The following is a 24,997-nucleotide window of genomic DNA, read 5'->3' as shown; positions in this document are numbered from 1 at the left end:
ACGCATATCGCTCTGGACGCGGTTTAGCGGCGATTACGCACGGCCGTGCGGCCGGGACGCCGGCGACCTTCCGGCGATAGACCCGTGCCGGCGGGTTGAAAGGCCGGCACGAGGTGACGCTTGCCGTTGCCGATCAGATCGGAACGGCCCATCTCCTTCAGCGCTTCGCGCAGTAGCGGCCAATTTTCCGGATCGTGGTAGCGCAGAAATGCCTTGTGTAGACGCCGCTGGCGCTGTTTGCGCACCACGGGGACCCGCTCCGAATCACGCGTGACCTTTTTCAACGGGTTGCGACCCGAGTAATACATAGCCGAGGCGGTCGCCATCGGTGTCGGCAGAAAGCCCTGGACCTGATCCGGGCGGAAACCGTTGCGCTTGAGCCAGAGCGCCAGATTCAGCATATCTTCGTCGCTGGTACCCGGATGGGCGGCGATGAAATAGGGAATGAGATACTGCTCCTTGCCCGCCTCGCGCGAATAGCGATCAAACAACTCCTTGAAGCGATCGTAGGTCCCGATGCCGGGCTTCATCATCTTGCTGAGCGGTCCAGCCTCGGTATGCTCGGGAGCGATCTTGAGATAGCCGCCGACATGGTGGGTGACCAACTCGCGGATGTACTCGGGCGAGCGCACCGCCAAGTCGTAGCGCAGCCCAGAGGCGATCAGCACCCGCTTGATGCCGGGAATGGCGCGCGCACGGCGATAGAGCCGAATCAGGGGAGCGTGATCGGTGTTTAGGTTCGGACAGACGTCCGGGTAGACACAGGACGGACGCCGACAGGACGACTCGATGCGCGGATCCTTGCAGGCAAGCCGGTACATGTTGGCGGTCGGCCCGCCGAGATCCGAGATGGTGCCGGTGAACCCCGGGGTGCGGTCGCGAATCTCCTCGAGCTCGCGCAGGACGGACTCCTCCGATCGGCTCTGGATGATGCGGCCCTCGTGCTCCGTGATCGAGCAGAAGGTACAGCCGCCGAAGCAGCCGCGCATGATGTTGACCGAGAAGCGGATCATCTCCCAGGCCGGGATCCGCGCCTCGCCGTAGCTCGAATGCGGGCGGCGGCTGTAGGGCAGCTCGTAGACCCGGTCGAGCTCCGCGGTGGTCAGCGGGATCGGGGGCGGATTGAGCCAAACATCCCGATCGCCGTGGGCTTGGACCATCGCTCGGGCGTTCCCGGGATTCGTCTCCAGATGGAAGACCCGCGAGGCATGGGCGTAGAGCACCGGGTCGTCGCGGACCTGCGCAAACGAGGGCAGCCGCACCACCGTGCGGGTCCGATCGGTGCGTTGTGCTCGCGGCTGAAAACGGATCACCCGGGCTCCGTCGGGGATCGCCGGGGAGGCGTTTGCGTCGGTCTCCTTCGAGGCGACCGCGTAGGGATCCGGATGCGGGTCCACCCGGCCCGGTCGATCGAGCCCGCTCGAATCGATCTCGGCCCAATCCTCCGGTCGGCCGCGGGTCATGAAGGCAGTGCCGCGCAGATCGCGGATCTGCTCGATCGGCTCTCCACGCGCCAGGCGATGCGCCAGCTCGACCAGTGCGCGCTCGGCGTTGCCGTAGATCAGGAGATCGGCCTTCGCATCCACCAGGGCGGAGCGGCGTACCTGTTCGGACCAATGGTCATAGTGGGCGATCCGACGTAGGCTTGCCTCGATGCCCCCGATCACGATGGGCACGCCCTTGAACGCCTCGCGCGCGCGCTGTGCATAAACGGTCACCGAACGGTCGGGGCGGCGGCCCGCAGCACCGTCAGGTGTATAGGCGTCGTCCGATCGCAGACGCCGATCGGAGGTGTAGCGGTTCACCATCGAGTCCATGTTCCCGGCGGTGATCCCGAAGAAGAGATTTGGCTGTCCAAGGCGTCGGAAATCCTCGACCGAGGTCCAGTCCGGCTGAGCGATGATGCCGACACGAAAGCCTTGCGCCTCGAGCAGTCGCCCGATGATCGCCATCCCGAAAGAGGGATGATCGACGTAGGCATCCCCGGTCAGGATCACGATGTCGCAGCTGTCCCAGCCGAGCAGATCCATCTCGGCGCGCGACATGGGCAGTTCGGGGGCAGTCCCCAGCTTATAGGCCCAATGCTTGCGGTGGGAGAAGATGTCGGGTGCAGTCATCATCCTGGATCCGGCGGTTGAACGGCCCTGTGATGTTCAAATCTATCCATCGGTTGCATCAAGCAATAAGCAGCCGGTTCTAGGATCATCGGACGGGCCAAACAAAAAGACGGTGTTCACTGGTCAGGTGAACACCGCCTTGGTTCAGGTGTGCGCGAGGATCGCCCCGGCGCCCGACCCATCTTACACCTCGAGCTGTAGCCTCAGCTTCTTCATCGCATTCTTCTCGATCTGGCGAATGCGTTCGGCGGACACACCGAACTGCTCGGCAAGCTCATGCAGGGTCTGCTTCTTCTCGGAGAGCCAACGCTCGCGCAGGATGGTCTTGCTGCGCTCGTCGAGGCCCTTGAGTGCCGCGTAGAGCCGCTGGTGCTGATCGCGCTCGGTATCTTGACGCTCGAGGATCTTGCCGGGCTCCATCCGCAGATCCGGCAGGTAGGTCGAGGGCGCTGAGGGCGAGTCGTCGTCGTCGTCTTCTAAGCCGTCGAAGGACAGATCCTGGTTGGCCAAGCGCGATTCCATCTGCAGGACCGTCTCGGGCTTCACGCCCAGATCGGCGGCAACCGCCTCGACCTCCTCCTTCGTGAACCATCCCAGACGTTTCTTCGCGCTGCGGAGGTTGAAGAAGAGTTTACGCTGGGCCTTGGTCGTCGCGACTTTCACGATGCGCCAGTTCCGCAGGATGTACTCGTGAATCTCCGCCCGAATCCAGTGCACGGCGAAGGAGACGAGACGCACGCCCATATCGGGCTCGAAACGCCGAACCGCCTTCATCAATCCCACTGTGCCTTCCTGAATGAGATCCGGGAGCGGCAATCCGTACCCGAGATATCCCCGGGCGATACGGATGACGAAGCGCAAATGCGAGGTGACGAGCCGTTTTGCCGCCTCCATGTCGCCGTTGTCGCGTAGTTGGATCGCGAGCGACTTCTCCTCTTCCGGGGTCAGGACCGGAATCTGGTAGGCGCCGCTGATGTAGGAGTCGATGGTACCCGTCGGCATGAGAGCGAAGTCTTTGGCCATGTTCCAATACCTGAGTTTGTTACCTTGGAAAATATCCTAGCAGTACGCTCGGGATTTTGCCAGCACTTTCGGCGGGGTTTTGGAGCCTGTACCGCGACAAAAGTTCACCAGACTCTAGGAGACGTTCGTGGATTCGACAAGACAGGCGCGTTCAAAATCAAGATCGTATGTTCCGATTATTTTCATCGTCAGCGCTGATGATCAAAAATAGCTATCTAAAACAATTTATTAAGACTTATTGAAGATTTCTCGGCGACGCTCCGCGGGGAGATTTCACCCTGAACAAATACGGGATTTAATCTCGGAAACCTGTTCAAGTCGTAGACGCGATTTCGCTTCGACGAGACGTCCCAGAAACACGATGAGGCGGATCCAGGTTCAACCTGGATCCGGCAGTTGAACCCTTGCATGAAGCACGAAGCGGTGAACTGCCGGATCAAGGTTTACAGGTCGCCGCGCTCCCGCACGATCGACAGTGCCCGCTCGGCATCCAGGACGGCGAGGTGAGGGAGGGGATCCACACCCGCAGCGAGGACGAATTCGGTGAGTTGTTCCCGGACCAGGTCGCGCAAGGCGTCCGCCTGCCAGGGCTTGGCGACGTAACGGTCGAGCCCGGCCTCGTTGATGGCGCGGATGGTGTCGTCCTGATCGGCCTGGCCCGTGACCAGAACCTTGCGCGTGGCAAAGGCCCGATCGTCGGCCGCGAGGCCAATCAAAAAGTCGACACCGCTGGTTCCGGGCAAACGGTGATCGGCCATCACGAGCGCGAGCCGATCGCCTGCCGCGTCGATTTCCTCGATCACCTCCAGCGCGGTCGGCACATCCTCGGCCTCCTCGATGCGTACATGACGCGCGAACGCCGCCAGATCGCGTCTGAGCGCCTCGCGGACCGGTCGCTCGTCCTCCAGAATCAACAGTGCCAGCTTCATGTCTCGATGTCCTCGTCGTCCGGCGGGCCGGCCACCGGCAGCGTCACGGTCACCCGTGTGCAGCCGGGGCGCGAAATCAGCTCGATTGCCCCGCCGTGAGCATCCACGATCCGCCGCGCGATGGCGAGCCCGAGTCCGAGCCCGTAGCGCACCGCGCCCTGCTTGGTGGTAAAGCGCGGCTCGAAGACGCGCGGCAGGATATCCGGATCGATCCCGCGCCCGTTGTCCCGAATCTGCACCCGCACATGCCCAGTGTCGGGGGCATCCGTGATCAGTGCGACGCGCCGAAGCTCGTCGGGGTCATCCCCGAGTGCGTCCAGGGCGTTGACCAGGAGGTTGGTCCAAAGCTGCTCGAGCTCGCCGGGGTGGCAGCGAATCGGGGGCAGATCACCGTAGCTGCGCTCGATCTCGACATCGCGCAGCCGATGCGCCATGAGCCGCAGCGTGTCCTCGAGTCCCGCATGCAGATCGACCCCGGCGACCGGGTCGCCCTTGGGACGGGCATAGGCGCGCAGGCTCGTCACCAGCTCGCACATCCGTCGGGAGGCGACCTCGAGGTTGCGCACCGCCGAGCCGATGCCGGCGACCGCTTCCGCCAGATCGAGGCTCGGCGGATCGGCGGCGAGCGCGCGCGCCCGGTCGGGGTCTTCGATCCCGGCATCGAACAGACGTTGGGCCAGACCGACATCGCCGAGGGCTGCTTGCAGGCGTCGACGCGCGGCACGCTCCTCGCGCGTGCTGCGCGGGGCGCGTTCGCGCTCGGCCGTGAAGATCTCGGTGGCAAGCCGGCCTTGCGGATGGCTCGCCAGCACACGCTCCAGATCCTCGCCGACATAGGTGGTCGCGCGCAGCATGGCCGCGACCGGATTGTTGAGCTCGTGGGCGATCCCCGCCGCCATCTCGCCGAGCGTGGCGTAGCGCGCCTGTTCGACCAGCTCCAGGCGGGCCTGCTCAAGCTGATGCAAGGCATCGGAGAGCTGACGGCGTTCGCGTTCCAAGACATGGTTGAGCTGGGTCTTCTCGACCTGGAGCTGGTCGGCGCGACGCAGCCGCTTGGCCAGGGCGCGGATGGAGACTGCCGCCATCGCCGCGCCGAGCGAGGCATCCACCGCCAGCGCACGGTCGAGCTGCTCGAACGAAAGATGCACGACCTCAACCTCGGTCGTCGCACGCGCAGTGAAGAAGGCGCGCTGCTGCTGGGCCAGCGACAGCAGGCCGACAACGGATCCGGTGGAGTCGTGGTGGAGCCGCAGATCGCCGTCGGCCGAGGCATGATCGAGCGCGACCCGACCGCGCAGCACCACCAGCACGGCGTCCACATCGACACCCTCGTGGATCAGGCGCGTTCCGGCCGGGAGCAGCAGACGCGGGCGCGGACCCAGGACGCGCTCGATCCCGGCGAGCAGTTGGGTCGCCACCTCTTGCGTGTCGAGCTCGAGCAGGCGCAGCAGATCGCTCTCGGGCTGCGCCACCGGTCGACCGTCGGTTGCGACCAGGGCGCGGGTCCGCGGATCGCTCGGGCGGTGCGCACTCAACCAGCGCACCGCTTGAGCGCGCGCGTGCCAGGCGAGAACGCCGGGCGACCCGGGGATCCTGATCACGGCATGCAAGCGGTCGCGGTCGACCGACAGGGATAGATCATCGTGAAGCGCTTGGTCGGTCAGGAGCAGGATGCTTGCTCGGCGCAGCACCGCCTGCGTGTCCAGCGTCGCGATGCGCGTGTCGATCGAATCGGCTAACCCGGGGAACGCCTGCGAAGCCGTCATGAGCACCAGCGGCACGATGCGGTCAGGATGCGCACTCACCTGCACACAGGCCGCCGCGGCATCGTCCGCGCAGACCACCTCCGCAATGTCCGTCAACCCGCGGGCCACCTCCTCCGCAATCGAGGCGGCCAAAGGCTCGGGTGCCACGATCAGGACCCACAGGGGGGCGAGCCGATCGCCCGCTCCCGAGCCTTCGTGACCGGCGCGATCGATGACATCGGTCATAGCAGGCCCAGCGCGTTCCAAACCGACGGCATCACCAGAGCCAGCAGGAGCGCCCCGAAACCGCCGATCGCGATCCCACTGAGGATCATCTCCGAGGTCGGCACCTCGCCGGTCGCATAGGCGATGGCGTTCGGCGGTGTGGAGATCGGCAGCGCCATGCCGAGCGCGCAGGCGAGCGCGACCATCACGCCGACCGCGGTCGGATCGATCGGCAGCCCGATCGCCAGGCTGAGGGTCAGTGGCACGAGCAAATTCGCCGCCGCCGAGTGCGAGATCACGGTCGAGAGCCCGACCGAGACACCCACCAAGAGGAGCAGCAAGAGCGTCAGCGGGAGGGCCTCCCAGGCGACCAATCCGATCAGCCAAACATCCAGTCCGCTCGCGCCGATGCCGGCCCCCAAGGCGATCCCCCCGGCAACCAGCCAGAGCACCGGCCATTGCAGCCGTTTGATGTCGTCCGCGCCCATGACCTGTGTGGCGAGCAGCGCAACAACCGGGAGAAAGCCGACCGTCGAGGAGGCGATGCCGTGGAAAGGTTCGGTCAACCAGAGCAGCACGGTGGTAGCGGCGATGACATAGAAGATCACTGCAGCCGGTGAGCGGTCGAAGTCGGCCGAGAGCTCAAGCGCGAGCGGGGTGTCCGCGGCGATGAAGCGGCGTGTCAGGAACCACCAGGCGAACAGCAGCACGACCACCATCAGCGGCACGGCCAAGAGCATCCAGCCGATAAAGGAGATGCCCTGACCCGCCGCCTCCAGTGCACCCAACGCGATGGCGTTGGGCGGCGAGCCGACCGGCGTGCCGATGCCGCCGACGTTCGCCGCGACCGGAATGGCCAAGGCCACGCCGGTGCGTGCGCGGCCTTGCGGCAGCGCGGCTAGGATCGGGATGACGACCGCGAACATCGTCGCCGTGGTCGCCGTGTTGGAGACGAACATCGACAGCAGCGCCGTGATCATCATGAGCCCGAGCAACGAGAGCCTGGCGTTGCCGGCGAAGGGCCGCAACATCACGGCCGCGAGACTGCGGTCCAGTCCGAATTTGTGGGCACCGTCCGCGATCAGGAAACCGCCGAGAAAGAGAATGATAACGGGATTCGCCAAGGCCGCGAAGTAACTTGCCGCGGGCGGCAAGGTGCCGGCGACCCCGATGAGCGCCTGATCCGAGAGCATCAGAACCTGAAGCAGAATCACCAGCACGGCGGTCGCGTAAAGCGGTATCGCCTCCGAGACCCAAAAGAGGATGGCGAGCAGAAAGATCGCCAGCATTCGACGCCCGGCCGGCTCCAGGCCCGGAATCTCGACCAGGAGCGGGACGAGAAACGCAATCGAGCCAAGGAGCAATCCGATCCTTTGTACGAGGGTGAGACGCGGCAAGTTGACGCGCGGTCGCGCGGTCGCGGTCGACATGGAAATAAAGCCCTGATTCGATTGGGGTTTGAGGCGGATCTAAACCGCGCCCGGTGCGGTATGCGTCAGGTGTCGGAGTGGCTTGGCCGCGCCAGCTTCGAGGACTGGCGCGGATTAAGGTATTCAAAAATATTAACGTTTAAACCGCGTCTCACCGAGATCGAGGACATCTCCAAAGCCAAACACAAAATGACAATGACCCATGCCGCACCAGACGCGGTTTAGCCCGGCTCCGCGCCGCGCAAATGACGGTTCACGGCGATCCAGCTGCCGATCAGGCCGAAGAGCACGCTACCGGAGAAGATCACCAGCATCGCCAATGGGCCGAGACCGGTCAGCGGAAACTCGCTGCGATAGAGGGTCGCCAGGCGCGATACGGGCTGCTGCAATAGAATCACGGCGATGGTGACGAGGAACCAAGCGGTCAGGCCGCCGAGCAGCCCGTACCAAGCCCCGGCATAGAGAAAGGGCCGGCGAATAAAGGCGCCCGTCGCGCCGACCAGCTCCATGATCTCGATCTCGATGCGCCGGTTCAGGATCTCGAGCCGAATGGTGTTGCCGACGATCAGCAGAACGCCGACGCCGAGCAGTCCGCCGAGCAGGAGCACTACCCGCTGAGCCAGGTCGAGGATCGCTTGGAAGCGTTGCAGCCAGAGCGTATCCATTCGGGCGAAATCGGCCTCCGGTAAGGTCATGAGCTCGTCGTGCAGCGCCTGCAACCGTTCGGGCGCGGAGGAGGCCGCATGCGGGTAAAGCGCCAGGACCGCCGGCAAGGGGTTGCTCTTGAGCTGCGAGAGGGCGTCCTCGAATCCGCCGAGCGCCCGAAATTCGTTGAGCGCCTGCTCGCGGCTGATCAAATGGATCTGGGCCAGCTCGGGTCGGGCGCGCAACCGCTCGGCGAGCCGCGCCGCAGCGGCGTCGTCGACGTCCTGCTTGAGAAACAGCGAGATGGCCGCGGCCTGATCCCAGCCTCCGGCCATGGTGCGCAGGTTCTCGGTCACCACGAAGAGCGCGGCGGGCAAGGCCAGCGAGATCCCGATGACCGCAACCGTCATCCCTGTCGGCAGGGGTGTGCGCATGAGGCGCCCCAGGGTCGCGACCGCGCTCTGCAGATGCCTGCCCGCCCAGAGCCCGGGCATGTCGAGCAGACGTGGGCCGCTGCGGCGGTGCGGTGTGCGCTTGGCCGTCTTAGACTTGGCCATGGTCACCAAGTCCCCGAGTCGTTGGCCAGCCGCCCGTCGGCGAGGGTGATGGTTCGATAGGGCATGGACATGACGAGACCCAGATCGTGGGTGGCAATCAAGAGAGTGACGCCGACCTGATGAAATCGCTCGAAGAGGCCGAAGATCTCGCGCGATAGGTCCGGGTCGAGGTTTCCGGTCGGCTCGTCCGCGAGCACCAGCGGCGGGCGCCCGACGACGGCGCGGGCGATTCCGACGCGCTGCTGCTCGCCGCCGGAGAGCGCGACCGGCGTGGCCCGCTCGCGCGCAAGCAGGCCGACCTGATCGAGCGCGGCGCGGACTCGCCGACCGATCTCGCGCTGCCCAAGGCCGGCGACGACCAACGGCAGGGCGACATTGTCGAAAACGCTGCGGTCGGGTAGCAACCGATGATCCTGGAAGATCATGCCGACCTCGCGACGGTGATATGGGATCTTGCGTCTCGGCAAGGCGGCGAGATTGCGCCCGTTGACGATCACTTGGCCGCGCGTCGGTCGCTCGAGAAGGCCGATCAGACGCAGCAGGGTGCTCTTGCCGGCGCCCGAGTGTCCGGTGAGGAAGGCCATCTCCCCGGCCTCCATCTCGAAGCTGAGGTCGCTGAGGGCCTCGCCGCGCTCCGGATAACGTTTGAAGACGTGCTCGAAAGAGATCACGGCCCCGCCTCCTCAGCTCAACAAGGCATCGAGGAATTCGTCGGCGTCGAAGGGGCGCAAGTCATCGATGGTCTCCCCGACGCCGATGAAACGAATGGGCACCTTCAGACGGTCCGCGATCGCGAAGAGGATCCCGCCCTTCGCCGTGCCGTCGAGCTTGGTCAGCGTAATCCCCGTCAAGCCGATCGCCTGATGGAAATGAATCGCTTGGCTGAGCGCGTTCTGACCGGTCGTGGCATCCACGACCAGCATCACCTCGTGGGGCGCCTCGGGGTCGATCTTCTTCATGACCCGCGCGACTTTGGCCAGCTCTTCCATCAGATTCGATTTGGTGTGCAGCCGACCGGCGGTATCGGCGATCAGCACATCGGCGCCGCGCGCAGTGGCCGCCTGCAGGGCATCGAAGATGACGGATGCCGAATCCGCCCCGGTCTGCTGCGCGACCACGCTCACGCGGTTGCGCTCGCCCCAGGTCTGAAGCTGCTCGACCGCCGCGGCGCGAAAGGTGTCGCCCGCGGCCAAAATGACGCTGTTGCCCTCCTCCTGGAGCCGCTTGGCGAGCTTGCCGATCGTGGTGGTCTTACCCGCGCCGTTGACGCCGACCATGAGGATGACCTGGGGGCGACCGGGCGCAGGCTGACGAACCGGGGCATCGGCCGCCTGCAGAACGGCGCGCAGCTCGCCCTTGAGCGCGTGGAGCAGTGCCCGGGGATCGGCGAGTGATTTGCGCTTCACGCGGCTCGCCAGATCCTCCATGATGCGAGCGGTCGTGGGGACACCGACATCCGCCGTAAGCAGCAGGGTCTCGAGCTCCTCCATGAGATCGTCGTCGATGCGCTTGCGGCCGATGAAGAGCGTTCCGAGACCGTCGCCGAATGTCTCGCGCGTGCGCGTGAGGCGTTCGCGCAGTCGCGAGAAGACGCCGGACTTCTTTTCCGTCGGCTCCTCGTGACTGGAATCCGGCACGGAAGCCCGGGCCGGAGCAACGACAGGCTCGGGTGCGCGCGTCTCGACGGCCGGCGGCGCAGCGGCGCTCGGCGTATCCGCCTCGACCGCCCGGCGCTTGGATCGAAACCACCCGCCCCGCACCTGGCGCGACTCGGATTCGACCGACTCGGATTGAATCGGCTCCGCCGTCGGCATGGATTGCGAAACGCCGGTCGACCCCGGCGATACCCGATCCGCCACGCGCCCGGTATCCGCCGACGAAGCTTTAGCGGCCGAGTCCGACGCGTCGGAGGCGATCGGCGGTTCGCCTGCAGCCGACTGATCCGACTCCGGCAACGCGGCTTTCCTGTGTTTTTTTCCGAAACCGAACATAAGGACATGCCTGAAGGGAGAGAAACGGCGAGGGGCGGGCGAGCGATTCGTCATGCACTCGACGGGAACTGCGTCACGACCGCAGAAAAGGCCGCTCCGCCCGTGTGGTCGCAATGCTATCAGATCGCCGCGATCAGATCGCCCAAGGCTCACCGGACCGGGCGAGCCCGGACTTAACAAACCGTCATCTCCGGGAACTACCAAGACCCGGCTCTGCCCCAACATTGCCCGCAGCGGGCCGTTTCCGCCTTCCGATTGCATTCGACCGGAGTCTCCATGCACCGAATCCTTCTCAGCCTGTTCCTGTGTCTGCCGGCCCTTGCGTTGTCGGCGACCCAAACCGTCTACGAACGGACACTCGACAACGGCCTCAAGGTCCTGGTCAAACCGGACCGACGCGCACCGATCCTCATCTCGCAGGTTTGGTACAAAGTGGGCTCGAGCTACGAGTACGGCGGGGTCACCGGCGTCTCGCATCTGCTCGAGCACATGATGTTCAAGGGCACCGAACGGCTCGCCCCGGGCGAATTCTCGCGCATCATCGCGGAGAACGGCGGGGAAGAGAATGCCTTCACCGGGCGTGACTACACCGCCTATTTTCAGTCGCTCGCGAACGACCGTCTGGAGATCGCCTTCGAGCTCGAGGCCGAGCGCATGCGCAATCTCGACTTGGATGCGGAGGAGTTCGCCAAAGAGCTGGAAGTCGTCAAGGAGGAGCGGCGCACACGCACCGACGACAACCCGCAGTCCCTGACCTTCGAGCGCTTCAACGCCGTCGCCTACGTCGCCTCGCCCTACCGAATCCCGGTGATCGGTTGGGCCGGCGATCTGGAGCAGGCGAGTGTCGACGACCTGCGCGACTGGTACCGCCTCTGGTATGCCCCGAACAACGCGACCCTGGTCGTTGCGGGCGATGTCGATCCCGAGGAGGTCTTCCGGTTGGCCGAGAAGCACTTCGGCCCGCTCAAGCCCGAGCGGATCCGGCCGCCGAAGATGCAACCCGAGCCCGAGCAGCTCGGGGCCAAGCGAATCGTCGTGCAGGCGCCCGCGCAGGAGCCCTATCTCCTGATGGGGTACAAGGCGCCTGCGCTGATCGACGCCGAGGATGCCTGGGAGCCCTACGCCTTCGAGGTCTTGACCTCGGTCCTGGACGGCGGGAGCAGCACCCGCCTGGAGCGTGAGTTGGTCCGCGGGAGCCAAGTCGCCTCCTCGGCAAGCGCGAGCTACAGCGCCTTCGGTCGCTTGCCGGGCATGTTCATGCTCAGCGGCGTGCCGGCCAAGGGTCAAACGATCGAGCAGGTCGAAGCGGCGCTGCTGGCTCAGATCGAGCGCGTCCGCACCGAGCTCGTCGACGAGCGCGAGATGGAGCGCGTCCGTAATCAACTGATCGCGGATAAGGTCTACGAGCGTGACTCTCTTTTCTACCAGGCCATGATCCTCGGCCAGCTGGAGACGGTGGGCCTGGGTTGGGAGCTCGCCGACAGCTATGTCGACAAACTTGCGGCGGTCACCCCGGAGCAGGTCCGCGCCGTTGCGCAGAAGTACCTGGTCCCCGAAAAGCTCACCGTCGGCGTCCTTGATCCGCAACCGATGGACGACAACCAAACCGCGCGCGCACCGGTCGCGCTGGAGATGCAGACCAATGTGCACTGACACCCGCCGATTCGGCCTCTGGCCGAGCGCACTCGTGCTCATCGGCGCTCTGGGCAGCTCAGGGGCCCTTCAGGCCGCTCCCGAGATCCAGACCTGGCAGACCGCGAGCGGCGCCCGCGTGCTCTTCGTTGCCTCGCCCGAGCTGCCGATGGTCGATGTGAATCTGGTCTTCGACGCCGGCAGCGCCCGCGACGGCGAGCGCTCGGGCCTGGCGTCCATGACGGCCGGTATGCTGACTCAGGGCGCGGGTGACTGGGACGCCGACGCGATCGCCGCACGGATCGAGGACGTCGGCGCCAAGCTCGGCGCGAGCGCGGATCGGGACAAGACCTCCGTGTCGCTGCGCACCTTGACCCGGCAGCCTGCGATGGACACGGCCGTGGAGACACTCGCGACCCTGGTGAGCGCCCCGACCTTTGCCGATGCGGATCTCGAGCGGGAGCGCCGCAATCGGCTCATCGCGTTACGTCAGGACGAAGAGTCGCCGCGCACCGTCGGGCAAAAGGCACTCTACCGCAAGATCTTCGGCAATCATCCCTATGCAGCGGACCCGTCCGGCAGCGCAGAGACGGTCACGTCGATCACGCGCGATGATCTGGTCGACTTCCATCGGCGTCATTACACGGCGGCCAACGCGGTGGTGGCGATCGTGGGCGCGCTAGACCGTGCGCAAGCCGAGGCGCTCGCGGACCGGATCACCGCCGGTCTTCCGAAGGGCGAGCGGTTGGCGCCGCTGCCGGGCGTGGCGGGTCTGGATGCCGCCGTGACCGAGCAGATCACCTTCCCGTCCAGCCAGACCACCGTAGTGGCCGGCCAGCCCGGCATGCGTCGCGGCGACCCGGACTATTTCACCCTCTACGTTGGCAACCACATCCTCGGCGGCAGCGGCTTGGTCTCCCTGCTGATGGAGGAGATACGCGAGAAGCGCGGGCTCTCCTACAGCACCTACAGCTATTTTTTGCCCTTGGCGCAGCCCGGCCCCTTCCTGATGGGTTTGCAGACCAAGAACGATCAGGCCGACCAGGCACGCGAGGTCATGCTCGACACACTGCGGCGCTTCATCGCGTCGGGACCGAGCGAGGCGGAGCTGACTGCGGCAAAGAAGAACATCACCGGCGGCTTCCCGCTGCGGATCGCAAGCAACTCGGACATCGTCGGGTATCTTGCCGTGATTGGCTTCTATAACTTGCCGCTGGACTATCTCGACCGTTTCACCGACCGCATCGAGGCGGTGACGGCCGAGCAAATCAAGGATGCCTTTTCCCGTCGTCTCGATCCGGATCGGCTGGCCATCGTGGTGGTCGGAGGGGGCAGCGAGCAGACCGCCCGCGCCGGTGGCGAGGATTAAAGGGGAGCTGCGGATCGTCGGCGGTCGCTACCGCGGCCGCCGCCTGCCGATCCCGAACGGGACCGGGTTGCGGCCGACATCGGATCGGGTGCGCGAGACCCTATTCAACTGGCTGGCACCCGTGATTCCGGGTGCGCGCTGTCTCGACGCCTTTGCGGGCAGCGGCGCGCTGGGCTTCGAGGCCGTCTCGCGCGGGGCTGGCGAGGTCGTACTGATCGAACAGTCCGGGTCGGTCGTGCGCCAGCTCCAAGCCAACGCCCGCCGACTTGGAGCCGAAGAGACGCGGATCGTGCAAAGCAATGCGATCCGCTGGCTCGAAGGATCGGGCCCGCCGTTCGATATCGTTTTCCTCGACCCACCGTTCGCCGAGGCGCTCTGGGCGCCCGCGATCGAGTGCCTGGCGCAACGGGGGTGGCTCAAGCCGGGAAGCCGCGTCTATCTGGAGGCACCGGCGCGCATCGGCTTTCCCGATCTGCCGCCAGGCTGGGACCTCGTTCGGGACAAGACCGCCGGGCAGGTGCGCTACGGACTCGCGATCGTCGGCTCGCACGCCGACACCGCCGAGGCGATCGCGTCGGAACCGGGTTGAGGAGGCGGGCCGAGGACACGGGTTCGGATCCCCCGCCGAGGCATGACGTCGCCGCATCCACCCGCGACAGCCCCCTGCCCCGGCGATCCTCGGAACCGCCTGGCTGCTCACCGAGCCTCCGCTGTGGTATCTTGCGGGCCGCCGACGGCCCGGGGGCCTCGGGGCTTCATCCGAGCGAGGAAACGGTTTTGCGACGCGTGGTTTATCCGGGGACATTCGATCCCGTCACCAATGGTCATACCGATTTGATCCTGCGTGCCGCGCGGCTGTTCGATCGCGTGATCGTTGCGGTTGCGATGGATACCGGCAAGACGCCGCTGTTCTCCACCGACGAGCGGGTGGCCTTGATTCGAGAGGCGCTCGGGCCACGCGAGAATGTCGAGGTGGTTCCCTTTCAGGGGCTCCTCGTGGAATTCACCCGACAACTCGGTGTCAGCGTCATCATGCGCGGCCTGCGCGCCGTCTCGGACTTCGAGTACGAGTTCCAGTTGGCCGGCATGAACCGGCGCATGGCTCCGGACATCGAGACCCTGTTTCTGACCCCGGCCGAGACCTATTCCTATATCTCCTCCTCGCTGGTGCGCGAGATCGCACGGCTCGGCGGTGATGTCTCGACCTTTGTGGCGCCTGCGGTACAGGCTGCACTGAACGAGCGGTTTGGATAAGATCCGCCCATCCCCATACAGCCCTTTGGGTTCAGCTCCCCTAAACCCCTCGACCAGGAGTGATTTCATGGCCCTGATTATTACCGACGAGTGCATCAACTGCGATGTGTGCGAGCCCGAGTGCCCGAACGGCGCGATCTCGCAAGGCGACGAGATCTACGTGATCGAACCCTCGCTCTGCACCGAGTGTATCGGCCACTACGAGACGTCCCAGTGTGTCGAGGTCTGCCCGGTCGACTGCATCATCAAGGATCCGGATCACGAAGAGACCGAGGAGGAGCTTCGGGCCAAGTATGAGCACATCACCGGCGAGAGCTGACATCGGCCGAAGCGCCGCGGGCCGCAGTCCGGCCCTATGGTACGGCGCGGCTTGGATCGCGGCGCTCCTGCTCGCATCCGCAGGGGTCCGAGCCGCCTGTGACGGGCCGCAGATCCGTCCTGCTCAGGCCGCGATCGCCTCCGCGCACCCCTTGGCGACCGAAGCCGGCCTGAAGATCCTCGACGCCGGAGGCAACGCCTTCGACGCCGCCGTTGCGGTCACTGCCGCCTTGGCGGTGGTCGAGCCCTACGGATCCGGGATCGGCGGCGGCGGCTTCTGGCTGCTGCACCGCGCGGAAGATTGTCACGAGACCATGCTCGACGGCCGCGAGCGGGCGCCCTTGGCGGCGCATCGCGATCTCTTTCTCGACGACGCCGGGCAATTCGTCCCCGAGTCGGCACTTGACGGCCCCCTGGCGGCCGGTATCCCGGGGACACCGGCCGCACTCGCGCAACTCGCCGAACGTTACGGACGCGTTCCGCTGGCGCAGACTCTGGCACCGGCGATCGCTCTCGCGCGCGACGGCTTCGAGATCGGAGACGGGTATCGACGGGTCGCCGCATGGCGTCTGTCGGCGCTACGTGCTTCGCCGGCCGCCGCCGCGCAGTTTCTGCTCGACAACGAGGTGCCGCCCCGCGGACATCGTCTGCGCCAACCGGACCTCGCCGGTACTCTGGAGCGCCTCGCGAGCGACGGGCATGCAGGCTTCTATGCCGGCGAAACCGCCGAACGCTTGGTCGCAGGCATACGCGCTGCGGGCGGGATCTGGACGACCCGGGACCTTGCAGAATACCGTGCCGTGGAGCGCGAGCCGATCGTCGCGAGCTTCCGCGGCTGGCGACTCGTCAGTGCCGCGCCGCCCTCTTCCGGGGGCGTACTGCTGGTCCAGATCCTCAACATGTTCTCCGCGATCGAGCCGCAGCCGGAGTCGGGAACCGCACGGACCCATGCGCTCGTCGAGTCGATGCGTCGAGCCTATCGCGACCGGGCCCTTTATCTCGGCGACCCCGATCACGTGGCGATGCCGATCGAGCGCCTGATCCATCCGCATTATGCGGCCGGCCTGATCCGCGACTTCGATCCGACCCGTGCCACCCCAAGCACGACGGCCGGATCCGATGCAGCCGTCTCAGAGGGCCGCGACACCACCCATTTCTCGATCCTCGATCGCGAGGGCAACCGGGTTGCGGCGACACTCAGCATCAACTATCCCTTCGGCTCCGGATTCGTCCCGCCGGGTACCGGCGTCCTGCTGAACGACGAGATGGACGATTTTTCGGCACAGCCCGGCGTCGCGAACGCCTACGGCCTGGTCGGCGGGGAGGCCAACGCCATTGGCCCCGGCAAGCGCATGCTCTCGAGCATGTCGCCGACCTTTCTGGAGTCGCCGGAGACGGTCGCCATCCTAGGCACACCCGGCGGCAGCCGAATCATCACCATGGTGCTGCAGGGTGTTCTGGGGGCTGTCGACGGGGTCCCGCTCGAGGACTGGATCGCGCAGCCCCGGATCCATCACCAATACCTCCCGGATCGGCTCGAGTTCGAGTCCGGCGCACTGAGCCCGACCGAACAACGCGATCTCACGGCGATGGGGCATCGGCTCGAGCTGCTGATCCGCCCCATCGGGGACATGCAGGCGATCCTCTGGGATCGTGCGAACGGACAGGTGAAGGCCGCGAGTGATCCGCGCGGTGCCGGGCACGCCGAGGTTCGGTGAATCCAGCGGTTAAGGCGGTCAGGTCCGAATTGTTTTTCCCGCCGCAGCCCGGATCCTAAAGGGTTACCGTCGAGTTCCGACCCGTCACAATCATCACGTCAACTCACCTACCGAGGAGTCCCGACTCGCATGAGATTCAAGACACTCTTGACCGCGGCCGTCGCCATCATTGCGGTCACCGTCCTTTCCGTCCCCGCCGATGTCGAAGCCAAACGCATGGGCGGCGGCATGAACCTCGGCAAGCAATCCAGCGGGATGCAACGCCAAGCCCAACCGGCCGCGACGGCGCAACGTCCGGCCCAGCCCAATGCTGCACAAGCCGCTGCCGGCCAACGCCCGGCGAGTGGTGCGAGCCGTTGGCTCGGACCCTTGGCCGGCCTTGCGGCCGGCGGTCTGCTCGCCTCCATGTTTTTCGGCGACGGCTTCGAGGGGTTCCAGATCATGGACTTCCTGCTGATCGCGCTGCTTGCGGTCGGGGGCTTCATGCTCTTTCGCATGTGGAAGCGTCATCAGGCCAAACCGGCGATGGCCGCGGCCGGTGTGGGCGGCGGATTCCCGCACGCCGGATCCGCTTCGGCCTACGAGCGTCGTGGACAGGCGGATAGCGGCATCCTGCATCCCGGCATGGGCGCTCAGGGCGGCCCGGTGGCCGGCGACAACCAATCACCGAGCTGGTTTGACGGCGCAGGCTTTCTGGAAGGCGCGAAGGCGCACTTCATCAACCTTCAGGCGGCTTGGGACCAAGCCGACTTCGACGGCATCCGCGAATACATGACGCCCGAGCTCTTCGCGGATCTCCAGCGCGAGCGCCTCAAGACCGAAGGGAGCCAGTCCACCGAGGTCGTACGACTGAACGCCGAGCTGGTCGGGGTGCGTCGCGAGGGCGATCTGGTGGTTGCGAGCGTGCTCTTCTCCGGCCTGATCCGCGAGGACGAGAAGGGTGCGGCCGATGCGTTCAGCGAGATCTGGCACGTCCAGCATCGCTGGGACGGCGCCGAGGGCGACTGGCATATTGCCGGCATCCAGCAGGTCGAAGACTGATCCTGGACCCGGCCCGCGCCGCACGCAGCGCGGGCCGGCGTCCTCAGTTGCCGTGCCCGATCGGCACCCTGTCGTTCAACCACTCGCGCGCGATGGAAAAGCTGACATCCACGGCGACCAGCCCGAGGATCAGGAACCCCATGGCAAAGAGCCAGTAGAGTCTACGCAAGAGCCCCCGCATCCATCGGCGCCAGCCGCCGCCCGCCTCCGGAAGCCTCGGGATTCGGGCAAATAGATCGATGAAGACCACCCCCAGCACGGCCCATAGAAGAACGACCAAGGCGGGGAACAAAACCAGATCTCCGTCCGCGGCCTCGAACGCGACAAGCGAGATCGCCGCGATAGTCGCTCCGACCACGGCAAGGCCCATCAGGACGGCGCGGGCCGGTGCGCAACGCACGGCGATGTGCTGCATAAGTTCGAGCATGTCCGGTGCCTGGTCGTTTGAAGATAAGAAGTGCGACTTGATTTCGGAGGTTAGGACAGTGTGCTGATTTTACGAGGTGCAACGCGCTCAAGCGCGCCTTTTCGTCGCCCGACGGCCTTTCATCCTAGGCTCAAACCCCGATCGGGGCGCGCTGAGCGAGGCGGCGGCTCTTGCCGCGCGCTACGGCTCGCTCTATTCTGTTGCGCGATCGACCTGAGCCGTCGAGCAGTCGGATGGTCGGCGAAGGATCCGAGAGCCCCGACTCGAATCGACACGCCCTTGCGGGGAAAATACCGAGCACGCGTAGGTTTTTCGGAAGCGGGGTGCGCCGCGCGCGCGTCGGGAGTAAGGCGCGCAGACGAGGCGTCGCGGTTTTTACGGCGAGGAGGCGCAACGCCGGCCCGGCGTGCGCGAAGCGAGCAGTGCAGCGCCCCCATTACGCTCGGTATGTTAGACATCCGCTCGCCCCGTCATCCTCGCGGCCGGCCGGCCAACCTCATCTTCAACCGTTCCAGATCCTACGGATAAATCCTCATGCTCGCAGCGGAACCGATTGTCGAGCTGCTCCTGACGCTTGGCTTGATCCTCCTGGCGATGTCATCGCTCAATCTTCTCGGACTCATGCTCGCGCGTCTGGTCACGCCGGCCCGACGTCTGGTCGGGGCACCGCACGCGCCCGCACAGCTGCCGAGCGTGCTGGTTCAGCTCCCGCTCTTCAACGAGGGCGATCTGGTCGACCGAGTCCTCGAAGCCGTGATGGCGCTGGATTGGCCGAGAGACCGCTTGCACATCCAGGTGCTCGACGACAGCACCGACGCGTTTTCGCTCTCGCTCAGCCAGCGGGCCGTCGCCAAACTGCGCCGGGAAGGTGCTCAGATCGAGCTCCTGCACCGGATCAAACGCACCGCCTTCAAGGCCGGTGCGTTGGCGGCCGGCCTCGAGCGCTCGGATGCTGAGTTCGTGGCCATCTTCGACGCCGATTTCATGCCGCCGCCCGATTTCCTGCGCAAGACCATCGACCCATTGCTTGCGCAACCCGATCTCGCCTATGTTCAGGCCCGCTGGGCACACATCAACCGGGGCGACAGCCTGCTCACGCGCACGCAAGCGCGCCTGCTGGATTCGCACTTCCAGGTCGAGCAGGAGGCGCGTTGGCGCCTGGGTCTGCCGGTCCCCTTCAACGGGACCTGCGGTGTCTGGCGTCGCCGCGCCATCGATGACGCCGGTGGCTGGCAAGGCGACACGCTCACGGAGGACCTGGACCTGAGTCTGAGGGCCCGTTTGCGTGGTTGGCGCTCCGGATTCATGAAGGACCTTCCGGTCCCGGGCGTGCTGCCTGTTTCGGTGCGCGCCTGGCGGACGCAACAGTTTCGCTGGACCAAGGGATTCGCCCAGTGTTTCGTCAAGCTGCTGCCGATGATCTGGGCGAGCCCGGCGCTGCCGCGTTGGCAGAAGGTCATGATCAGCTTCCAGCTCGGTCAACCCCTGGCGTTCCTGATCGGCGCTGCCTGCGTGGTCTTGGGACTGCCCTTCATCGCCGGCGCGGCGGTCCCCGGCGAGGCGCTGAGCAGAGTCGCGATCGTCACCTCGATGCTCGGCTTCGCCGCACCCATCGGTTTCCTGACACTCGCGGGCATCCGCTCCGGAGCCCGAGCCACGGCGACCGAGGTCTTCGGTGCGCTTTTCCTGACCACCGGGCTTCTCCTCTCCAATGCGCGTGCCGGCCTCGAGGCCCTGCTCGGTTACCGCAGCCCCTTCGTACGCACGCCGAAAGGCGCGGTCACGGCCGGCCCGCGCAGGATGGTGCGCTGGCCGAACGGGCTCCTGGAGCTGAGTGCCGGACTTGGCCTCCTAGGCTTCGCACTGCTGGAGGAGCCGGTCTCGGTCATTTACCTGGTCATGGTCATCGGCGGCCTGCTCGGCGTGGGAACCTTGCAGTTCCTGGACGGCCGCACGCTATCGAAACAGACAGGCGCCGGATCCTGACGCCGTGCGTCCGAATCGGTCGAAACCACATTCGGCCGATTCGGGTGCATCCAGGACCACGCTTGCCCCCTATGCTCGCCTGATAGACTCACGGATATGAACACGACACCCATGCTCGTCGTCGGAGAGCCCGACGATGCCGACTCCACGGACCCCGACAGTCCAGGCTTAATCCCCGTCTCGCAGCACTTGACCGATCCAGCGTCGCGCCGTTCCAGCCGGCGTCCCGCCCTTGCCGGAGCCGCTCGATGAGCGCCTGGATGTTTCTCGTCGTCGGCCTTCTGATCCTGATCAATGCGCTCTATGTCGCGGCCGAGTTCGCGATCGTGGGTGCTCGTGCCAGTCGCGTCGAGCATTTTGCCCGGCAGGGTCATCGCCTCGCCGCAGCACTCTTGCCCATCGTCAAGGACACGACGCGCCTGGATCGCTACATCGCCACCTGCCAGATCGGGATCACGCTCTCCAGCCTCATCCTCGGCGCCTTCGGACAGGCGACGATCGCCCTTGCGCTCGGTGCACTCCTGGTCTCGGACTGGGGGATGGAGACGGTGGGCGCCTACGCCTTGTCGGCGACCATCGTGCTGGTGGTGCTGACCTCCATGCAGGTCGTGCTCGGTGAGCTGATCCCCAAGACGGTGGCTCTCCAATACCCGGTCGGGACGGCAATGTACACCTATCTGCCGATGCGCTGGTCCTTGGTCTTGTTCTACCCCTTCATCGGACTGCTCAACGGAAGCGGCAACCTGATTCTGAGGCGGTTCGGCATCGACCCGGAGGTCAGCCACCGACATGTCCATTCTCCGGACGAGATCGAGCTGCTGATTCGCGAGAGCAACGAGGGCGGGATGCTGGAGGCCAAGGCGAGCAAGCGTCTGCGCGAAGTGCTGCGCCTGAGCCGCCACACAGTGCGCCAGTTCATGGTCCCGCGGCGACAGATCGCGAGTCTGGATCTGGCCGCACCGCTCGATGAGCTCTTGGCCGAGATCGACGCGTCGCCCTACACCCGCCTGGTGGTCCACCGGGGTGGGCTCGACAACGTGCGTGGCTTCATTCATGTCAAGGATTTGGCGATCGCGACCGCCGGCGGGCGCGAGATCCTCGCGCTGCAGCCCCTGGTCCGCCCGCTCCTGGCGTTGCCGAACCGCTTGACCCTGGATCGGGTGCTGGGACAGATGCGTGATCGACGCGCCCGCATCGCACTGGTGGTGAGCGAGTACGGCGACGTGGAGGGCCTCATCAGCCTGGAGGACATCGTGCGCGAGCTGATCGGCGAGCTGTCCGACGAGTTCAAGTCCAACAGCGAGCTCGACCCGGAGCAGCTCGACGCCGAGCGTTGGCGCCTGCCCGGACGCCTCCCGCTCGACGAGGCGATCGACTGGGCGCGCCCCTACACCGACCCGGCCGTCTGGCACGACAGTCATGCCGAGACCCTGGCCGGCTGGTTGTTGGAGCAGCTCGGGAACATCCCGGAGGTGGGCGACAGGCTCGAGGTGATCGGCCTTGCGTTCGAGATCGAGGCGATGGACGGGCCGGCGATCGTATCCGTCATGGTCCGTGTCGTCGGCGGCACGTCGGGAGGCGATGATGCATGAGCTTTCGATCGTCCTGATCGTCGTGATGGCCTTGGTGGCCCTCAACGGACTTTTTGTCGCAGCCGAGTTCGCGATCATCGGCACCTCGCGCGCCGCGATGGCTGCGCGCGCGGAGGCCGGAGACGCCCTGGCAAGGCGCATCGCCAGCATCCTCGACGACCCGGCGCGACTCGATCGTTATGTCGCCACGGCCCAGCTCGGCATCACCTTCGCGAGCTTGGGGCTGGGGATGTACGGCGAGCACACCCTGGCCGGGTTCTTCGAGGAATGGCTCCTGCTCGCGGGCTTCACCGGCCTCGGCGCGCTCGTCACGGCGCACGGGCTCGCAGCGGTGCTGGCCATCACCGCGATCACCTATCTGCACATCGTCTTGGGTGAGATGGTCCCCAAGGCACTTGCGCTCACCCGGCCCATGACGGTCGCCATGTGGGTGACCCCGCCCATGCTGGTGATCGGCTTGATCCTCTATCCCTTGGTCCGCGCGCTCAATCTGACCGGCAACCTTTTGCTTGGTCTAGTCGGCTTCAAGCGCGGACGCAGCGCGGCCCATTATCTGGGCCAGGACGAGCTGGAGTCGCTTGCCCGCGAGAGCCAAGAGAGCGGCCTCTTGAGCGAGGAGAGCGGTCGGATCTTCCTCGAGCTTGCCGACTTCAGCGAGATCGCCGCCGTGCAGGCGATGGTGCCGCGGGTACGCGCGAGCGGGATCCCGGTCGGCGCAACCGACGCCATGCTCCGTGAGATCCTGCATCGGCACCGTCATACACGCTACCCGGTCTACGAGGGCAGTCTCGACCAGATCATCGGGACCATCCACGTCAAGGATCTGATGGCGCTGCTGCGTGCCGGCACGGGGCTCGACCCCGCGGTGGTCCGAGAGACGGCCTTCCTGCCCGAAACCGCGACCTTGGACGATGTCCTTGCAGCCATGGATCGTGTGCATAACCAAATGATCGTGGTGATGGACGAGCACGGCGGGACCGCGGGCATCCTCACCATGGAAGACATCTGCGCCGAGGCCGTCGGGGATATCGAGGAGGGTGTCGAGGACGTCCCGGATGTCTTGCCGGTCGGCACCGCGGGCTATCAGGTCCAAGGGACGGTGCGCCTGGACACCCTCGGCGATCTGATCGGGCGCGAGCTCGAGCACCCCGAGATCGACACAGTCTCCGGGCTGATCCTGAGCGAGCTGGGCCGTCCGCCCGTGCTCGGAGATTCGGTCCGGTGGAACGGCCTGCACTTCGAGGTCAGCGGCCTCTTCGGCCGCGGCGTCCGCCAGGCCACGCTGACGTTCGAGATGCCGGAGGCAACCGCCGATCGGGATGCCGAGCCGGAGGATGCGCGCTGATCTGCATTGCCGGCCGCTGTATCGCGCCGGTCGGGCGCTCCTGTCGATTCGGCCGTTGTATCGGCGATGACTTTCTCCCGGCACGGCTGCCTGCGGACTCGGCGTCGACCGAAGCCCGGTGCCCACTCCCTGTCCATCATGACATCCTCACTCGGCCGGATCGACCGGATCAACCGCTCCGATCCTTGCCCCACCAGAGACCATGGACATTCTAATTCTTGTCGCCCTGATCCTTCTCAACGGCCTGTTCGCCATGTCCGAAATCGCGCTTGTCACCGCGCGACGGGCACGCCTCTCCCGACTCGCGGACGACGGCGACCGCGCCGCCGCCATTGCAGTGCAGCTCGGCGAGGAGCCGAACCGGTTCTTGTCGACGATCCAGATCGGCATCACCTCGATCGGCATCCTCAGCGGTATCGTCGGCGAGGCGGCACTCGCCGAACCACTTGCGATCTGGCTGCAGGGGCTCGGCATGGAGCAGGGCGCGAGCGAGATCGGCTCGACGATCCTGGTCGTGGTCATGATCACCTATGTCGCGATCGTCGTCGGCGAGCTCGTGCCCAAGCGCATCGGCCAAATCAATCCGGAACGCATCGCCCGCTTGGTCGCACGACCTATGTACCTGTTGTCGATCGCCTCGCGTCCCTTCGTCCACTTGCTCGCAGGCTCGACCGCGCTGCTGCTGAGGCTGATCGGTCAACGCGAGACCCCGGGGCCGACCGTCACCGAAGAAGAGATCCACGCCATGTTGGAAGAAGGATCGGACGCGGGCGTCATCGAGAAGACCGAGCACGAAATGGTGCGCAACGTCTTTCGACTGGACGATCGGCAGATCGGCTCGCTCATGGTGCCGCGCTCGGAGGTCGTCTGGCTTGATGTGGAGCGCCCGCTGGAAGAGAACCTTGCGGTCATCGCCGAGTCATTTCACTCGCGCTTCCCCGTGTGCGAGGGCGGCCTGGACGACATGATCGGCATCGTCACCTCCAAGCAACTCTTCAACCAAACGCTCAAGGGCGAGCAGGTCGATCTGCAAAAGGATTTGATGGCGCCGGTCTATGTCCCGGAGTCGCTCACGGGGATGGAGCTGCTGGACCAGTTCCGCAGCTCGGGTAGTCAGATAGTCTTCGTGGTCGACGAATACGGCGGGGTCGAGGGCTTGGTGACCTTAAGCGACGTTATCGAGTCGGTCACCGGCGAGCTTCTCCCCCACAGCACGGAGGAATCCTGGGCCGTGCAGCGCGAGGACGGCTCCTGGCTGCTCGATGGTTTGATTCCGATCCTCGAGCTGAAGGACCGGTTGGGAATCAAGCGTGTCCCCGAGGAAGAGAAAGGCCGCTATCACACGCTTTCGGGAATGATGATGTGGCTGCTCGGCCGCTTGCCGAGCACGGGCGACATCTCCACCTGGGAGGGTTGGCGCTTGGAGGTCATCGACCTCGACGGTAGGCGCATCGACAAGGTATTGGCGACTGCGCTGCTCGAGTCTGCGGTCGAGCCGGCCGCTGCGACGGACGGAGGGCCGTCGTCGACCGAAACGGAAGCCGACGGCGGGTTGCCGATCCCATAACTCATGACGGCACCGACGAGATGAACCTTTTGCGCAAGTGCCCCTGTCCGGTGTGGCTCATCACGTGCGGGGGATCGCGTTCCTTC

Annotated in this window: 20 protein-coding genes; 11 read left to right on the top strand and 9 right to left on the bottom strand. The window is 65.6% G+C overall.

The window, feature by feature from the left end:
* Positions 1–23: 23 nt before the first annotated feature.
* From GPT33_RS03750 to ftsY, 8 genes are all read right to left on the bottom strand, one after another.
* Entirely contained in the window at positions 24–2,120 is a 2,097-nt protein-coding gene (locus tag GPT33_RS03750) for a YgiQ family radical SAM protein (RefSeq protein WP_296805966.1), read from the bottom strand.
* A gap of 180 nt (positions 2,121–2,300) precedes the next feature.
* The gene (gene rpoH / locus GPT33_RS03745) at positions 2,301–3,140 is read right to left on the bottom strand and encodes an RNA polymerase sigma factor RpoH (protein WP_296805965.1); all 840 of its coding nucleotides are present in this window, start codon (positions 3,138–3,140) and stop codon (positions 2,301–2,303) included.
* Between the two features lie 443 nt (positions 3,141–3,583).
* Positions 3,584–4,069, bottom strand: coding sequence for a response regulator (locus GPT33_RS03740; protein ID WP_296805963.1), 486 nt, complete (start codon positions 4,067–4,069; stop codon positions 3,584–3,586).
* Positions 4,066–6,060: an ATP-binding protein gene (locus GPT33_RS03735; protein ID WP_296805961.1), complete on the bottom strand. Its 1,995-nt coding sequence runs from the start codon at positions 6,058–6,060 to the stop codon at positions 4,066–4,068. Before GPT33_RS03735 ends, GPT33_RS03740 begins: the two co-directional genes overlap by 4 nt.
* Entirely contained in the window at positions 6,057–7,469 is a 1,413-nt protein-coding gene (locus GPT33_RS03730; RefSeq protein WP_296805958.1) for a DASS family sodium-coupled anion symporter, read from the bottom strand. Before GPT33_RS03730 ends, GPT33_RS03735 begins: the two co-directional genes overlap by 4 nt.
* A gap of 221 nt (positions 7,470–7,690) precedes the next feature.
* Positions 7,691–8,671 (bottom strand): permease-like cell division protein FtsX, encoded by a 981-nt coding sequence (gene ftsX, locus GPT33_RS03725; RefSeq protein ID WP_296805957.1) that lies wholly within the window; start codon positions 8,669–8,671, stop codon positions 7,691–7,693.
* Positions 8,672–8,673: 2 nt separating this feature from the next.
* Entirely contained in the window at positions 8,674–9,342 is a 669-nt protein-coding gene (gene ftsE, locus GPT33_RS03720) for a cell division ATP-binding protein FtsE (protein WP_296805955.1), read from the bottom strand.
* A gap of 12 nt (positions 9,343–9,354) precedes the next feature.
* Positions 9,355–10,485, bottom strand: a complete 1,131-nt coding sequence (gene ftsY / locus GPT33_RS03715; RefSeq protein ID WP_363928982.1) for a signal recognition particle-docking protein FtsY — start codon at positions 10,483–10,485, stop codon at positions 9,355–9,357.
* 453 nt (positions 10,486–10,938) lie between these two features.
* Between ftsY and GPT33_RS03710 the strand changes: the two genes are divergently transcribed.
* The 7 genes from GPT33_RS03710 (at position 10,939) to GPT33_RS03680 (ending at position 17,994) form a co-directional block, all read left to right on the top strand.
* Positions 10,939–12,315: a pitrilysin family protein gene (locus GPT33_RS03710; RefSeq protein ID WP_296805951.1), complete on the top strand. Its 1,377-nt coding sequence runs from the start codon at positions 10,939–10,941 to the stop codon at positions 12,313–12,315.
* Positions 12,305–13,663 (top strand): pitrilysin family protein, encoded by a 1,359-nt coding sequence (locus tag GPT33_RS03705; RefSeq protein WP_296805949.1) that lies wholly within the window; start codon positions 12,305–12,307, stop codon positions 13,661–13,663. The genes GPT33_RS03710 and GPT33_RS03705 overlap by 11 nt, the downstream gene beginning before the upstream one ends.
* Positions 13,650–14,252, top strand: a complete 603-nt coding sequence (gene rsmD, locus GPT33_RS03700) for a 16S rRNA (guanine(966)-N(2))-methyltransferase RsmD (protein ID WP_296805947.1) — start codon at positions 13,650–13,652, stop codon at positions 14,250–14,252. The genes GPT33_RS03705 and rsmD overlap by 14 nt, the downstream gene beginning before the upstream one ends.
* Before the next feature lie 188 nt (positions 14,253–14,440).
* The gene (gene coaD, locus GPT33_RS03695) at positions 14,441–14,917 is read left to right on the top strand and encodes a pantetheine-phosphate adenylyltransferase (protein WP_296805946.1); all 477 of its coding nucleotides are present in this window, start codon (positions 14,441–14,443) and stop codon (positions 14,915–14,917) included.
* A 67-nt stretch (positions 14,918–14,984) separates the two neighbouring features.
* Entirely contained in the window at positions 14,985–15,236 is a 252-nt protein-coding gene (locus GPT33_RS03690; protein ID WP_296805945.1) for a YfhL family 4Fe-4S dicluster ferredoxin, read from the top strand.
* Positions 15,211–16,953 (top strand): gamma-glutamyltransferase, encoded by a 1,743-nt coding sequence (ggt, locus tag GPT33_RS03685; RefSeq protein ID WP_296805944.1) that lies wholly within the window; start codon positions 15,211–15,213, stop codon positions 16,951–16,953. The genes GPT33_RS03690 and ggt overlap by 26 nt, the downstream gene beginning before the upstream one ends.
* A 129-nt stretch (positions 16,954–17,082) precedes the next feature.
* On the top strand, positions 17,083–17,994 hold the full coding sequence (locus tag GPT33_RS03680) for a Tim44-like domain-containing protein (RefSeq protein WP_296805943.1): 912 nt from the start codon (positions 17,083–17,085) through the stop codon (positions 17,992–17,994).
* Positions 17,995–18,037: 43 nt separating this feature from the next.
* Here GPT33_RS03680 and GPT33_RS03675 read toward each other — a convergent pair whose 3' ends face one another.
* Positions 18,038–18,421 (bottom strand): hypothetical protein, encoded by a 384-nt coding sequence (locus tag GPT33_RS03675; RefSeq protein WP_296805941.1) that lies wholly within the window; start codon positions 18,419–18,421, stop codon positions 18,038–18,040.
* Between the two features lie 534 nt (positions 18,422–18,955).
* Between GPT33_RS03675 and GPT33_RS03670 the strand changes: the two genes are divergently transcribed.
* The 4 genes from GPT33_RS03670 to GPT33_RS03655 all read left to right on the top strand — a co-directional run bounded on the left by GPT33_RS03670 (position 18,956) and on the right by GPT33_RS03655 (position 24,911).
* On the top strand, positions 18,956–20,407 hold the full coding sequence (locus GPT33_RS03670) for a glycosyltransferase family 2 protein (RefSeq protein WP_296805940.1): 1,452 nt from the start codon (positions 18,956–18,958) through the stop codon (positions 20,405–20,407).
* Between the two features lie 248 nt (positions 20,408–20,655).
* Positions 20,656–21,999: a hemolysin family protein gene (locus tag GPT33_RS03665; RefSeq protein WP_296805939.1), complete on the top strand. Its 1,344-nt coding sequence runs from the start codon at positions 20,656–20,658 to the stop codon at positions 21,997–21,999.
* Complete coding sequence (locus GPT33_RS03660; protein WP_296805937.1) at positions 21,992–23,344, top strand: hemolysin family protein; 1,353 nt, start codon at positions 21,992–21,994, stop codon at positions 23,342–23,344. Before GPT33_RS03665 ends, GPT33_RS03660 begins: the two co-directional genes overlap by 8 nt.
* Before the next feature lie 202 nt (positions 23,345–23,546).
* Positions 23,547–24,911: a hemolysin family protein gene (locus GPT33_RS03655; protein WP_296805935.1), complete on the top strand. Its 1,365-nt coding sequence runs from the start codon at positions 23,547–23,549 to the stop codon at positions 24,909–24,911.
* Positions 24,912–24,997 lie beyond the last annotated feature (86 nt).

The sequence above is a fragment of the Thiocapsa sp. genome (assembly GCF_011390875.1).
Classification (GTDB): domain Bacteria; phylum Pseudomonadota; class Gammaproteobacteria; order Chromatiales; family Chromatiaceae; genus Thiocapsa.
The sequence above is the reverse complement of the archived record's forward strand: the minus strand, read 5'-3'. Positions and strand labels throughout refer to the sequence as shown.